Origin of the sequence: Alkalilimnicola ehrlichii (assembly GCF_003399765.1) — a bacterium.
Lineage (GTDB): Bacteria > Pseudomonadota > Gammaproteobacteria > Nitrococcales > AK92 > AK92.
The window spans coordinates 56,300-70,244 of sequence record NZ_NFZV01000012.1 but is presented as its reverse complement, the minus strand read 5'-3'; the positions used below and the strand labels follow the sequence as shown (position 1 = coordinate 70,244).

The 13,945-nt window shown below is 56.9% G+C and carries 10 protein-coding genes and 2 pseudogenes; 3 read left to right on the top strand and 9 right to left on the bottom strand.

Annotated features, from left to right (window positions below):
- Positions 1 to 211: 211 nt before the first annotated feature.
- Positions 212 to 445: pseudogene (locus CAI21_RS25975) on the top strand (hypothetical protein); the annotation flags it as partial.
- Complete coding sequence (locus tag CAI21_RS12535) at positions 442 to 1,491, top strand: protein-glutamate methylesterase/protein-glutamine glutaminase (RefSeq protein WP_116302658.1); 1,050 nt, start codon at positions 442 to 444, stop codon at positions 1,489 to 1,491. The pseudogene CAI21_RS25975 and the gene CAI21_RS12535, both read left to right, overlap by 4 nt.
- 74 nt (positions 1,492 to 1,565) lie before the next feature.
- On the opposite strand, the gene lipA is transcribed toward CAI21_RS12535, so the two are convergent.
- The 9 genes and pseudogenes from lipA to CAI21_RS12490 all read right to left on the bottom strand — a co-directional run bounded on the left by lipA (position 1,566) and on the right by CAI21_RS12490 (position 11,638).
- Positions 1,566 to 2,552, bottom strand: coding sequence for a lipoyl synthase (lipA, locus tag CAI21_RS12530; RefSeq protein ID WP_116302604.1), 987 nt, complete (start codon positions 2,550 to 2,552; stop codon positions 1,566 to 1,568).
- Between the two features lie 9 nt (positions 2,553 to 2,561).
- Complete coding sequence (locus CAI21_RS12525; RefSeq protein WP_116302603.1) at positions 2,562 to 3,026, bottom strand: acyl-CoA thioesterase; 465 nt, start codon at positions 3,024 to 3,026, stop codon at positions 2,562 to 2,564.
- Entirely contained in the window at positions 3,027 to 3,668 is a 642-nt protein-coding gene (locus CAI21_RS12520; RefSeq protein ID WP_116302602.1) for a DsbA family oxidoreductase, read from the bottom strand.
- 7 nt (positions 3,669 to 3,675) lie between these two features.
- Positions 3,676 to 5,073, bottom strand: coding sequence for a Si-specific NAD(P)(+) transhydrogenase (gene sthA, locus CAI21_RS12515; RefSeq protein WP_116302601.1), 1,398 nt, complete (start codon positions 5,071 to 5,073; stop codon positions 3,676 to 3,678).
- A 283-nt stretch (positions 5,074 to 5,356) separates the two neighbouring features.
- Complete coding sequence (locus CAI21_RS12510) at positions 5,357 to 6,328, bottom strand: OmpA family protein (protein ID WP_116302600.1); 972 nt, start codon at positions 6,326 to 6,328, stop codon at positions 5,357 to 5,359.
- A 116-nt stretch (positions 6,329 to 6,444) separates the two neighbouring features.
- Positions 6,445 to 9,132 (bottom strand): annotated as a pseudogene (gene acnA / locus CAI21_RS12505) (aconitate hydratase AcnA).
- Positions 9,133 to 9,318: 186 nt separating this feature from the next.
- Entirely contained in the window at positions 9,319 to 9,930 is a 612-nt protein-coding gene (gene hflD, locus CAI21_RS12500) for a high frequency lysogenization protein HflD (RefSeq protein WP_258867989.1), read from the bottom strand.
- 13 nt (positions 9,931 to 9,943) lie between these two features.
- Positions 9,944 to 11,038, bottom strand: coding sequence for a tRNA 2-thiouridine(34) synthase MnmA (gene mnmA / locus CAI21_RS12495; RefSeq protein ID WP_116302598.1), 1,095 nt, complete (start codon positions 11,036 to 11,038; stop codon positions 9,944 to 9,946).
- A gap of 153 nt (positions 11,039 to 11,191) precedes the next feature.
- On the bottom strand, positions 11,192 to 11,638 hold the full coding sequence (locus CAI21_RS12490; protein WP_116302657.1) for an NUDIX hydrolase: 447 nt from the start codon (positions 11,636 to 11,638) through the stop codon (positions 11,192 to 11,194).
- A gap of 601 nt (positions 11,639 to 12,239) precedes the next feature.
- Between CAI21_RS12490 and CAI21_RS12485 the strand changes: the two genes are divergently transcribed.
- Positions 12,240 to 13,835: an isocitrate lyase gene (locus CAI21_RS12485; RefSeq protein WP_116302597.1), complete on the top strand. Its 1,596-nt coding sequence runs from the start codon at positions 12,240 to 12,242 to the stop codon at positions 13,833 to 13,835.
- Positions 13,836 to 13,945: the final 110 nt, after the last annotated feature.

Sequence of the window (13,945 nt, the reverse complement as noted above, 5' to 3'; positions counted from 1 at the left end):
TCGCCGACGAAAACTTTTGTCTCCGTACGACGCTCGGTTCCTGTGTTGCCATTACTTTTTGGCATAAGGAGCGACGGCTCGGCGGCATGTGCCACTTTATGCTGCCGGAAAGGGCTCGCCTCGATGGTAGCGACTTGAATCCACGTTATGCAGGCGATGCACTCGAGCTAATGGTTCGGGCGGCGAAGCAGCGCCGAACCGCCCCCAGGATTATGTGATAAAGGTCTTTGGCGGCGGCAACATGTTCCTGGGACGTAACCGCGGTAGTATGGGGGTTGCCCAGCGCAACATAGAAGCTGCACGTTGTTTGTTGGGAGGCAGAGGGCTGACCGCTAGCGTTTGGCATGTTGGTGGCCAAGGTTATCGGAATGTGATTTTCGACATCGCTAGAGGCGAAGTCTGGGTAAGACACGTCGGGTTACGGCGTGCATCGGGGTGGGCGTGAGCAAGAGAATTAAAGCTTTTATCGTGGACGACTCTGCCGTCGTACGACGAGTCCTCACCGACGTGCTGGCTGCCGATCCCGCTATCGACGTTATCGGCGCCGCCGCGGATCCGTTATTCGCTCAACAAAAGATGGCCGATAATTGGCCGGATGTCATTGTGCTGGATATCGAGATGCCTAGGATGGACGGGCTAAGTTTTCTCCGGCAGTTAATGGCCGAGCGACCGACGCCGGTCGTGATTTGCTCCACGCTAACGGAGCGCGGCGCGAAGGTAACGGTCGATGCGCTCGCATTAGGAGCGATTAGCATCGTGACCAAGCCGAAACTGGGTTTGAAGGAGTTCTTGCAAGGGGCTGCCAAGGAATTCGCCGAGGCCGTTAAAGCGGCCTCGCAAGCGCGTCTCAAGGCTCAAATTTCGAAGCCTTCGGCAGCGGCGGCAGTGCGTAGCGCTGCGGACAAGCCGCGTACGAAGTTGCAAGGGACGACCGATCAGGTTGTGGCAATCGGTACCTCAACCGGCGGCACACGGGCGCTGGAAGTCATCTTGACAGCCTTGCCTATCGACTGTCCGGGCATTGTGATTGTACAGCACATGCCAGAGCGATTTACCGCCGCGTTTGCCGAGCGCCTGGATCGTTTATGCGACTGCACGGTACGGGAAGCACGTGACGGCGATCGTGTGCAGCCGGGAAGGGTGCTGATTGCCCCAGGTGGGCGACACGTGCAGCTTAAGCGCAGCGGGGCCCGTTATCATGTGAAAGTCTTCGACGGGCCTAAGGTTAATCGGCATAAGCCTTCCGTCGACGTTTTGTTTCGTTCTACTGCGGAAAGCGCCGGTCGCAATGCCTTAGGCATCATCATGACAGGGATGGGAAACGACGGCGCTCGCGGGTTGCAGGCTATGCGTCAGGCAGGTGCGGCAACTATCGCGCAGGACGAAGAAACGTCCGTCGTTTTCGGTATGCCCAAAGCGGCGATTGAACTCCATGCGGTGGAGCAGGTACTGCCTCTGGGGCGTATCGCCGATGCTATTTTGGCCCGGTAGAAGGTGCCGAGAAAATGTCGGTTCTTCTACCGGGCCGCTAGCTTAACGGCAGCGCAAGCTGCTTTAGGCGTAGGTTATAGGCCGCAGTTGTTCTGGTCCAACACCTTATCGGCACGGTAGCTGGAACGGACCAACGGTCCGGAGACGACTTCCATAAACCCGCGATCCAACCCCCACTGGCGGTATTGCTCGAATTCGTCCGGCGTGACGTAACGTTCTACCGGCAGGTGATTCGGGGTCGGCCTGAGGTATTGGCCGAAGGTGACGATATCCACCCCGATTTCCCGCAAGTCTTCCAACGTTTCGATGATTTCTGCATCGGTTTCGCCCAAACCGAGCATCAGGCTCGTCTTGGTTAACACACGGGGGCGGTAACGTTTGGCGTGGGCGAGAACCTCTAGCGTCTGTTCGTAGGTGGCTCGCGGATCGCGTACGGGATGAGTGAGCCGACGTACGGTTTCGACGTTCTGGGCGAATACTTCGATACCGGAGTCGACGACCGTTTCGACATCCTTCAGGACACCTTTAAAGTCGGGCGTAAGCGCTTCTACGGCCGTCTCGGGGTTAATCGCCTTTACCGCGCGCACGCATTCGGCATAATGGCCAGCACCGCCGTCCGGCAAATCGTCTCGATTTACCGACGTGAGTACGATGTAGCGGAGCCCCATCAGCCTGACGGATTCGGCCGTGTTGGCAGGTTCTTCAGGGTCGATCCAGCCGCGAGGGTTGCCCGTGTCCACCGAGCAGAACCGACAGGCGCGGGTGCAGACCGAGCCCATTAGCATGATTGTCGCGGTTCCGTTGTTCCAGCATTCTCCGATATTCGGGCATTTGGCTTCCTCGCACACGGTGCTCAAACGGTGCTGTTGAACGTTACGTTTGACGTCCTGATACGCTTCGCCGCTCGGGATAGGGGCCTTTAACCAACGCGGCTTCCCGCCTCGTGCTACCGGCTTGGTATCGGCGCTGCGCTTAATACCGTCTTTAATAGCGGTGAATCCGTGGGCGGTCGCGAACTTGGCACCGCTCGTGACTACGGGAATGTCTTTTAGTTTGCTCACGTGATTACCTCATGCGCGACGGGTGGCAGCGGCTGCAACCGCGTAATGTTCGGGAAACAGCGCTTTGAATGCCGGCGGCGGCGGTAAAATTCGTTTCTCTCGATAATCGAAAAATACCATCCCGGTTTTACCGCGCGCGAGTTCTTTGCCATTATCGCGATTCTCCATCAGATAGACCAAATCGCAACCGTATTTGTTGAAATCGCGGCCTTCCAGATGCACGCGCACGCGGTCACCGAAAAACACTTCGGCTTTGTAGACGATGACCGAATCGGTGATGACAACGCCGGAGTTATCGGGATTATGCGACTCTTGTATGCCGGCGGTCATTAGAAAACGGGCCCGTGCTTCGCCCATGAAGCCGAGTACCGCATCGTTGCCCATATGGCGGGCGTAATTTACATCGGCGACGCGGACCTGCAAGTCGGTGTAATACCGAAAGCGGGTGGGCAGTTCCAGTTGCACTCGCGCCATCTATACTTTCTCCGTAAGGGTATCAGCGTGTTCCTCGAGCGCCTGCTCAAGCACCCCCATCGACACTGCGCCCGCGAAAGGGCGCCCGGCTACCACCAGCGTCGGCACGGCTCGTAGGTCTACTTTTTGCGCGGCTTGAACATGGCGGAGCAGGCCGTTGACGTATCGAGCGTCCTGCCAGGCCTCGGGTAAGAGGCTGGACAGCGCAAGTTCTGAGGCGAGCGCTTCCAGCTCGCTCGGCTCGCCAATATCCCGCCCCTCCACCAGATAAGCGCGAAACAGAGCGCTGTGAAGGTCCGAAAAGCGGTTTGGCAACTGCTCCAGGCAGGCTTGCGCCAAAAGTAGCGCTCGTCGCGTATTTGGACTAAAAGCCGGCGGCGAAAACGACATGCCGTCCTCTTCCATCAGCCGTTGCAGCTCATCGCTTATTGTTGTCCGAGCCGCCGACTTAATACCGAAGTCGTCGTCGGCGCGCTCCGATGTAGGAATATGGGGGCGAGTCTCGATAAAACGCCAGTCGATCCGCAGGCGGTGACGCTCGCGCAGGCGCAGCAGCCGTTCGCTAGCGATATAGCAGAAAGGGCAGCTGTAATCGAGAAATAGGCTGACGGGTACCGCGATGGCGTCCATGTTTGCTGTCATTACATCCTCAAGATAACCGATTCAATCCGTTGATGGCAGCTACGCGATAAGCCTCGGCCATGGTCGGATAATTAAACGTTGTATTGATGAAGTACATCAAATTGTTGGCATTACCCGGCTGACTCATGATGGCCTGACCGATATGGACGATCTCCGAGGCCTGATCGCCGAAGCAATGAATGCCGAGCAGTTCCAGCGTCTCAGTGTGGAACAGAAGTTTCAACATGCCGGTGGTTTGACCGGTGATCTGACCGCGTGCGAGATCCTTAAAGAAGGCGTGACCGATCTCGTAGGGAACTTTCGCCGCTGTCAGCTCCCGCTCGGTCCGGCCGACCGAACTGATTTCGGGAATCGTATAGATTCCAGCAGGAATATCCTGCGCTAAACGATAATCGCAAGTACCGTTTAGGATGTGGGTCGCAACAAAGCGGCCCTGATCGTAGGCAGCGCTGGCGAGGCTTGGGTAGCCGACGACGTCGCCCACCGCGTAAATATTTGCCTGCTCGGTTTGGAAGTTTTCGTTGACGGCCACTTGTCCGCGCCCGTTAGGCGGAACCCCCAGCTCCTCCAGCCCCATGTTCTGCGTGTTGCCGGTGCGGCCATTAGCCCAGAGCAGGATGTCGCGCCGAACGCGTTTGCCGGATTCCAGATGGACGGTTACGCCTTCGGGGTCGGCTTCAACGCGTGAATAGGCCTCGTCGTGACGGATTAACACGCCCAGCTCCCGTAAGTGGTAACTCAGGGCATCGGAGACTTCGTCGTCGAGGAACGTCAACAAGCGTTCGCGGGTGTTAATTAAATCGACCTTCACACCCAGGCCGCGGAAAATCGAGGCGTATTCGCTACCAATGACCCCAGCACCGTAGATGACCATCGATCTCGGCGTGTGATTGAGGGAGAGAATGGTGTCGCTGTCGAAGATGCGGGGGTGGGTGAAATCAACGTCGGCGGGGCGGTAGGGGCGGGAACCTGTGGCGAGAATGAAGTGGTCGGCTTCGATTCGTCTCGCCTTGCCCTTGGGGCCCTCGATCTCCAGTGTGTGAGCATCGAGAAACTTGGCGCGACCTTGCAGTACGGGGACCTCGTTACGCTGATAATAGCCGCTACGCAGCGTGACCTGATCCTGAATGACCGTTTCCGTCCAACGCATCACCTGAGGAAAGGACATGTGCTTGGGTGCGCTGACTTCACGGAATAACGGGTTGGTGTTGTATTCCATCAACCGCTTTACGGCATGTCGGAGCGCTTTCGATGGAATCGTTCCCGAGTGCGTACAGCCGCCGCCGACTTCACGTTGCTTTTCAATGATCGCGACGTGCTGTCCTTCCTTGGTGAGCTTCATAGCGGCGCCTTCGCCGCCAGGGCCGGTTCCGATTACGACGGTATCGAATTTCTGTTTCGTCATCTGCTCACATCCGTCTCATGTTGCGTCGTCATGCACGCTTAAAGAAAACTCCGGCATGACTTACCCGTCTGTGGGTCCTCATGCGCACCTTAGTTGGTGTCGCAGCCCTTGTCTGCCTATAGCTAGGTCGCTTGGCAAGGGGGGAGAGCATGCTTCAGTGCTTTCTTAAGGCGTGAAATTCAAATTTCGCCCGTCATTATACCGGGTGAGGGCGGAGACATCGAATATAGTGTGCAGGCGAGGGGAGTTGAGAGTAGGTTTTTACTAACTAGTCAGAAAAAGGCTATTGAATCGTCACAACTACCCGGCGGCTGCTCGGGTGTTCGCCATTCATGATCTCGTCGTCGGGGGTTAAGGCGGCAATATAAGCGCGTAGCCGAAGTTGGTTGCGGGGGATGCCAAGTTGCGTTAGATAATCTCTAACCGCTTCGGCGCGCTGCCGTGCAAGCTCCCGGTTGAACTGGTCGCTTCCGCTGGTTGCGCTATAGGCAGTGGCGACAATTTCGCCCCAGGTTCCGCCGTTGCGCAATTCCTCGGCAAGCCGGCGCAATTCGGCGCGGGCTTCCCTGCTTAAGTGAGCCTCGGCTGTTTCGAATACGAACTCGTGGCGTTGGTTCGGATTTTCGTTCGTCTCTGAAGGGGAGTTCGCTTCAAGGTTCGGCAGTGGAGTTTCTTCGTAACCCATTACCTGTAAAGGGTCGGTAGCTTGCGGCTCGTTATCGCCGTTGGCTGTTGTCGTCTCGTTACCGTGCAAGGCGGCAACACATTCCCGGTGTTCGTTAAGCGCCTTACGAAAGCCCGTGTTGGAGATGGCGACTTCCGCTGTGCCGTCATGCCACCAAGCCTCGAACCGCAGGCTAACGATACGTCCTCGCTCTAATTCGCTCACGATACGTTGCGCACCGTGGCGGCTGAAATGGAAGGCTTCGCGATTTGCTTCGATCCGAGTGGTTTGCAGTTCTCGTTCGTCGGCTGTTTGCCAATGAGCCGGATTACGGCTGATGACATTAGCTACGCCGCCGGTGGTAGGCGGTATGTCGGCCAGAAGACTGACGCTAAAGTCGCCGTCGAGATTGCGCGTTATCCGAGCATTGCCAAAACCTGGGATTTCATGCCGTAGATGGCACGCCGAGTCTGCTGCGACGATTTGCCATTGCGAACGGTCGAATTGGGCTAAGTAGAGACGAGTCTCTGCCAAAGCCGAAAACGGCAACGCGATGCAAGCGAGAGCGATGAGTTGGGTGATTCTATGCATGCCGATCAGGAGTCCTTACTTTCCCCTGACATCGGCGGGATGGCGGAATTCTTTAGCCGCAAAGCAAGCCGGGGCCTTTCTTGGCCCCGGCTCTCGGTGGTAAACAGCGGATCGCCCTAGGCGGCTTTCGATCTATTCGCTAGGTCGCGAATCACATAGTGCAGGATGCCGCCGTTGCGGTAGTAATCCCATTCTTTCGGCGTATCGATGCGGACGGTCGTTTCGAAGGTAGTCTCGGTGCCGTCCGGGGCTGGCAGTCACAGCGACTGAGCTCGGGCTTCCTTCCAAACTGCCGACTGTGAAGGTTTCCTTGCCGGTTAACCCCAGGCCTTCCGCGCTGTCACCGCCGTTAAACTGGAGCGGCAAAACGCCCATTCCAACCAGATTCGAACGGTGAATCCGCTCGTAGCTTTCGGCGATGACCACTTGAATGCCAAGCAGCATTGTACCTTTCGCCGCCCAATCGCGAGAGGAGCCGGTGCCATATTCCTTGCCGGCCAGAACGACGAGCGGTGTGCCTTCCTCCTTGTACCGCATGGCCGCATCGTAGATGAACATCTCTTCGTCGTCCGGTTGATAGCGGGTATAACCGCCTTCGGTTCCTGGCGCCATCTTGTTGCGAAGACGAACATTGGCAAAGGTGCCCCGCATCATAACGTCGTGGTTGCCGCGACGAGAGCCGTAAGAGTTGAAGTCTTTCGGCTCGACACCGTTTTCCATTAGGTACTTACCGGCCGGGGTGTCCGCCTTGATGGCGCCTGCCGGAGAGATGTGGTCGGTTGTGATGGAGTCGCCGACATAAACGAGACAGCGAGCATCGCGGATTTCCGGAATGCCTCGCTCTTCCATAGACATGTTGTCGAAGTAGGGCGGGTTGGCGATATAAGTCGACTTCTCCCAGCTGTACAGCTCGCTCTCCGGTGCGTTCAAGCTGCGCCAATTATCGTCGCCTTTGAAGACATCGCTATAGCTGGCTTGGAACATCGCACGCGTGATATTGCTGCCCATCGCATCGGCAATCTCGCGTTGGCTCGGCCAGATGTCTTTCAGGTAAACATCGTTGCCGTCCTTATCCTTGCCCAGCGGATCTTTGCTCAAGTTGACGTTCATATTGCCGGCCAGGGCGTAGGCGACGACTAACGGTGGCGATGCTAACCAGTTGGTGCGAACGTCGCCGTGAATGCGACCTTCGAAGTTGCGATTGCCCGACAATACCGAGCCGACGACTAAGTTGCCTTTCTGCACCGCGGCGCCGATCTCATCCGGCAAGGGGCCCGCGTTACCGATACAGGTGGTACAGCCGAATCCGGTCACATGGAACTTCAACGCTTCCAAGTGTTCGAGCAGGCCTGCTTGTTTTAAGTAGGTCGGTACGACCTGAGAGCCGGGCGCGAATGAAGTCTTTACCCAAGGTTTGACTTGCATCCCGCGTTCGTTGGCTTTCTTCGCTACCAAAGCGGCCGCTAATAGGACCGCCGGGTTGGAAGTGTTGGTGCAGGACGTGATGGCCGCGATAACGACCGAACCATCCTTGAGCTTGAAATCGGCGCCGTTATAGGTGACATCGACTCCGGCTGTGGCGCGCGATTTTGTTTCGCTGCCATATCGGCGTCATAGCTCTTCACGTAGTCGTTGAACGCGGTCGGCACTTTGTCGAGGTCGACCCGATCCTGAGGGCGGCGAGGGCCGGCCAGAGACGGCACGACCGAGCCCAGATCTAACGCTAATACGTCAGAGTATTCGGCCTCTTTCTGGCCTTTCTCGCGCCACATGCCGAGTTCTTTGGCATAGGCTTCGACCAGTGCGAGTTGCTCTTCGTCGCGACCGGAGAGTTCCATATAGCGCAGCGTTTCGCCATCGATAGGGAAGATGCCGCAGGTTGCGCCGTACTCTGGCGCCATATTGGCGATGGTTGCGCGGTCGGCGAGAGGCAGATGCTCCAACCCGTCGCCAAAAATTCTACGAACTTGCCGACTACGCCGTGCTTGCGCAGCATTTCGGTCACAGTAAGCACGAGATCGGTGGCGGTGGCGCCTTCCGGTAGTTTGCCGGTTAGCTTAAACCCGACTACCTGCGGTATCAGCATGGAGATCGGTTGGCCAAGCATTGCCGCTTCCGCTTCGATGCCGCCAACCCCCAGCCGAGGACGCCGAGCCCGTTAACCATGGTGGTATGAGAATCGGTGCCGACTACCGTATCCGGGTAGGCGCGGCGAACGCCATTCTCTTCTCGCGAGAACACAACGCTGGCCAGGTATTCGATATTAACCTGATGCACGATGCCGGTGCCGGGAGGGACGACGCGGAAATTGGAGAACGCTTTTTGTCCCCAGCGCAGGAACACGTAACGTTCCTGGTTGCGCTCGTATTCGATATCGGTATTGAGCTTCAAAGCTTGCGACGTGCCGAAATGGTCGACCATTACCGAATGATCGATGACGAGGTCGGCGGGCGAGAGAGGGTTAATGGCTTCCGGCTTGCCGCCGAGCTTTTTCATTGCATCGCGCATTGCGGCCAGATCGACGACGGCCGGTACGCCGGTAAAGTCCTGCATGACGACGCGCGCTGGCGTAAAGGCAATCTCAGTGCTCGGCGCCGCTTTGGCGTCCCATTGTGCCAGTGCTTCAATGTGGTCTTTGGTGACGTTTACGCCATCTTCGGTGCGGAGCAGGTTTTCAAGCAGGACCTTGAGCGAGTAGGGGAGGCGGTCAATTGCATATTTTTTTTCAGGCCATCGAAGCGGAAGATTTCGTACTGCTTACCCTTGACCTCGAGGGTAGAGCGGGCATTGAAACTGTCAGTCATCGTACCTCCCAATCCTTCATGGGGCCCGCGTATGAAGCCTTTGCCATAATGGTTTCAGGCGGTCATTCCCGATGACCAGGCCTTGCGGGCCGGTGGAGACTCCGGCTCAATACTACAACAGATAGCGGTTTGTTTCTTGTTTGCATAGCCTTGCCGGCCTTTTGCGACGGTTCCCCTTACGGTTCGTTAAACGAAGCTGCGCTCTTTTAGCAGACGGTCGGCAGCTGCCAGGATTTGGCGCCGGTTGAAAAGCAGTTTCCAGCGACTGCCTCCGGCTTCGCGCCACAGGCTGATCGAGCGAATGGCCGCTAATAAAAGCGTGCGGATCATCTCTGCGTTGGCGGGCTGCTCTAGGTATTCCCGATTACCTTGAACCATGATGCGAGGGGTTAGGGTACTTACGGTATCTGCATAAAGCCCCGCTAGATTGCTGATAACGTTAGGGTGATTCTCGCCGAAATAATCGACTTGTCGCCTTGCCGCCTCCAGCCCCTCGCCAAGTCGACGCATTAAATCGCCGCGTTTACGTAAGCGTCGCTCAAGATAAATGGCGGCCACCAAGTACCGCGTAAGCACCGGATTGTTCGGTCGGGTCAGCTGCTCTTGAAGCTGCTTTAGCCCGTTGTGTAATTGCTCGGGTGGCCCGTATAAATTGCGTAGATCTCCGTCGTAGACCTTCAGCAAGCCCGCAAGACACGGCTCTACGTCGCTCTTGTTGGCATGGCCGCGCTGCGCGACTTGGGTGACGCAAAAATACTTTGCAGTGCAGCAGCTAGGGTCAGTGCTTGATTCTCGTATATCTTCTGCATGATTAATTGTCCAAAGGATGGCCGCGCACGATGATGCCGCCTCCGAGGCATTCCTCTCCGGAGTAAAACACGACAGACTGCCCAGGCGTTACGGCGCGTTGAGGCTTGTCGAAACGGAGCCGGGCAATGCCGTTCTCCAGCTGTAGCTCGCACTCCTGGTCCGACTGCCGGTAGCGGGTTTTGGCGCTGCAGCGCAAAGGAGCGGAGGGCGGCGCATCGGCCGTCCAGGTAAGTTGTTCGGCATCTAACCCCGCCGACAAAAGAAGCGGATGATCGTGGCCCTGAGCGACGATCAAAGCATTGCGTTGCATGTCTTTGCCGACCACGTACCAAGGCCTGCCTTCGGCGCCGGCGCGGCCGCCGATGCCAAGACCTTGGCGCTGACCGATAGTGTAGAAGCTCAGCCCTTGATGGGTGCCGATGGCCTCGCCTTCGGGGGTGACGATATCGCCCGGCTCGCGCGGCAAGTAGCGGCTCAGGAACTCCCTAAAGTCGCGCTCGCCGATAAAGCATATCCCCGTGCTGTCCTTCTTTGCGAAATTATCGAAACCGGCTTCTTCCGCAAGCTGCCGCACGTAAGGCTTCTCCAGCTCGCCCAAGGGAAAAAGCGCGTGCTTAAGCTGCTCTTGCCCCAGCGTATAGAGAAAGTAGCTTTGATCTTTATTGTCGTCTTTCCCTTTAAGCAATCGGTAAAGGCTGTCTTCCCGTTTCCGGACATAGTGGCCGGTGGCTACGTAGTCGGCACCGAGTCGCAAGGCATAATCAAGGAAAGCTCGAAACTTAATCTGCTGATTGCAAAGAATGTCCGGGTTCGGCGTGCGGCCGGCCCGAAATTCCTCCAAACAGTAGTCGAATACCTGTTGTTTGTATTCTTTAGCGAAGTTCGCTTGATGTAACGGAATGCCTAGGGTATCGCAGACCTGCTTGGCATCCGCTAGATCTTCTTCCGCGCTGCAGTAAGTTTCGGTGTCGTCGTCCTCCCAATTCTTCATGAATAGGCCTTGCACGTCGAAGCCCTGCTCCTGCAGCAATAGGGCGGCAACGGCGGAGTCCACGCCTCCGGATATACCGACGATCACGCGTTGGGGTTGTGGCATAGCTCTATAAAGATAGTTGCATGAGCGTGCAAGATTAACACGTTAGCGCTTGGTAACAGAGATGCATTGCTGCGATGATGCAAACCTTGCTGTGACGGCCCATGGTACCGCTGCGCGCGCCATAAATCAGTATATGGTTTTGGAATGGCAGGATTATCCGAGATCTGTCAATAGCGCCAATGGATAGCGGCAGCCGCGCAGGTAATCCTCTAGGCAGCGAATGACTAGCGGGCTGCGTAGCTGTGCATGACGGGATCTGAGGTCGTGTTCCGATAGCCAGGCCACCGCATCGATGTCGGGGTCCAGCGAGCGCGTTGTCTGTTGATGGCCTAAGCGTCCATAAAAGGCTACTCGAATGAACGTCGGGCCGTTGTTGGGTGCCGCCCAGCGATAAATGCCGGTAATGTACTCTGGCTCAAACTCCCAGGCGGTTTCTTCGAGGGTTTCTCGGCGGACCGCTTCGATGAAGGACTCCCCGGCTTCAAGGTGACCGGCGGGTTGGTTTATCACGCGCTTGCCCAGAATTGTTTCTTCGACACAAAGGAATCGCCCGGCGCGTTCGGCGATGGCGGCGACAGTCACGTGTGGGTACCAGGTCACTTGCAAGTCCTTGCGCTCTTGAGAAATGGCTGTCAACTTATTGTTCTTGCGGAGTTTTCTATGAGTCGCTCTGCCTGGCCTTCGCCTAGCAGCGCGAATGGACTCCTCCCCGCAACCACATTACATCCGCTACAAACCGGATTGGTCAACCGAGATTGCTTTAAAGCCTGCTTCGCTAACAGCACCGACCTGCCGACGAATCAAGCGGATGTGACGTTTTGCACTTGCACAATAAGCGGGATGATTGGTAGAATCCAGCCGCCGTCAGACGACAGAATTGGGGCTCAATAGAGCTCAGGTTCGGTAGGCGGCTCGTGCAGGTAAGAACACTTGTCCTGCCGAACTACGCTCCTAACCAGGAACGGAACCGCGCCTCGGTCGCGGGATATGCTTAGCGCTTCCTGAGGTGTTGCTGGCGACGTTGTCACCCGACGAATGCCGCGCACTACTACCGAGTTTCTTTATGGCTATCGGAACAGTGCCTGGATCTAAGGATCCTTTGGGTGCAAACGAGCTGCGCGTCGAAACTCGGGCACTCGGGAGTGCAACTCCAGGCGCCTTATGCGTAGTTGTTGAATCCAAGACTAGAGAAGGTTTTAGCATGTCACAATACTCCAAGGACATCGAGGCAGCACAGGCGCTGCGCAAAGCGCAGAACGGTACTTGGGATGCAATCAACCCTGAGTATGTCGCGCGCATGCGCGCCCAGAACCGGTTCAAGACCGGTTTGGATATCGCCCGATACACCGCTAAGATCATGCGTCAGGACATGGCCGAGTACGACGCGGACTCCTCGCGCTACACGCAGTCCCTGGGCTGCTGGCATGGCTTTGTCGGTCAGCAGAAGATGATCGCTGTGAAGCGTCATCATGGCACGACCAGCAAGCGCTACCTGTACCTCTCTGGCTGGATGGTTGCTGCGCTGCGTTCCAAGTTCGGCCCGCTGCCCGACCAGTCCATGCACGAGAAGACTTCCGTGCCGGAGCTGATCGAAGAGCTCTACACCTTCCTCAAGCAAGCCGACGCCCGGGAATTGAACCACCTCTTCCGTGAGCTTGACGCTGCGCGCGATAAGGGTGACGAGGCTGCTGCGAAGGCGATCCAAGATAAGATCGACAATTTCCAGACCCACGTAGTGCCGATTATTGCCGATATCGATGCCGGTTTCGGTAACGAAGAGGCTACCTACCTGCTGGCTAAGAAAATGATCGAAGCGGGTGCCTGCTGCATCCAGATCGAAAACCAGGTTTCCGACGCTAAGCAGTGCGGTCACCAGGACGGCAAGGTGACGGTTCCGCACGAAGACTTCCTGGCTAAGATCAACGCTGTTCGTTACGCGTTCCTGGAGCTGGGTGTCGACGACGGCGTTATCGTTGCGCGGACCGACTCCCTGGGCGCCGGCCTGACGCAGAAGATTCCGGTTTCCAACGAGCCGGGCGACTTGGCTTCCAAGTACAACTCCTTCTTGGAAGTGACCCCGGTTGAGTCTGCTGACGACGTTGCAGAAGGCGACATGGTTCTCAAGCAAGACGGTAAGCTGGTTAAGCCGGTTCGTTTGCCCAACGGCCTGTATCAGTTCCGCAAGGACACCGGTTTCGACCGCGTTGTTCTCGACTGTGTTACCAGCCTGCAGAACGGCGCCGATCTGCTCTGGATCGAAACCGAGAAGCCGCACGTTGGTCAGATTGCCGAGATGGTCGACGCTATCCGTAAGGAAGTGCCGAACGCTAAGCTGGTTTATAACAACAGCCCGTCCTTCAACTGGACCTTGAACTTCCGTCAACAAGTGTTCGACGCTTGGAAGGCCGAGGGTAAGGACGTTTCCCAGTACGATCGCGAGAAGCTGATGAGCGCCGAGTACGACAGCACGGAGCTTGCTGCGGAAGCCGATCGCTGGACTCAGAACTTCCAGAAGGATGCTGCTGCCAAGGCTGGTATCTTCCATCACCTGATCACGCTGCCGACGTACCACACGGCCGCTCTGTCCACGGACGACCTGGCTAAAGGCTACTTCGGCGACCTGGGTATGCTGGCTTATGTGGAAGGCGTTCAGCGTCAGGAGATCCGCAAGGGTCTGGCGTGCGTTAAGCACCAGGACATGGCCGGCTCCAACATCGGTGACGATCACAAGGAGTACTTCTCCGGTGAAGCTGCACTGAAAGCTGGCGGTTCTTTGAACACGATGAACCAGTTCTAAAGCCTGCTAGGCATTCAACGGTCAGTCTTGGCTGGCCGAAATTCGAAAAAGCGAACCCAATCGGGTTCGCTTTTTTTGCAGACCTCATAAAACGACGTTCGCACTCGCGT

Excerpts from the sequence above, each read along its gene's own strand:
- CAI21_RS12525 (WP_116302603.1), bottom strand. The coding sequence starts at position 3,026 with ATGGCGCGAGTGCAACTGGAACTGCCCACCCGCTTTCGGTATTACACC.
- CAI21_RS12520 (WP_116302602.1), bottom strand. The coding sequence starts at position 3,668 with ATGACAGCAAACATGGACGCCATCGCGGTACCCGTCAGCCTATTTCTC.
- sthA (WP_116302601.1), bottom strand. The coding sequence starts at position 5,073 with ATGACGAAACAGAAATTCGATACCGTCGTAATCGGAACCGGCCCTGGC.
- CAI21_RS12510 (WP_116302600.1), bottom strand. The coding sequence starts at position 6,328 with ATGCATAGAATCACCCAACTCATCGCTCTCGCTTGCATCGCGTTGCCG.
- mnmA (WP_116302598.1), bottom strand. The coding sequence starts at position 11,038 with ATGCCACAACCCCAACGCGTGATCGTCGGTATATCCGGAGGCGTGGAC.
- CAI21_RS12485 (WP_116302597.1), top strand. The coding sequence starts at position 12,240 with ATGTCACAATACTCCAAGGACATCGAGGCAGCACAGGCGCTGCGCAAA.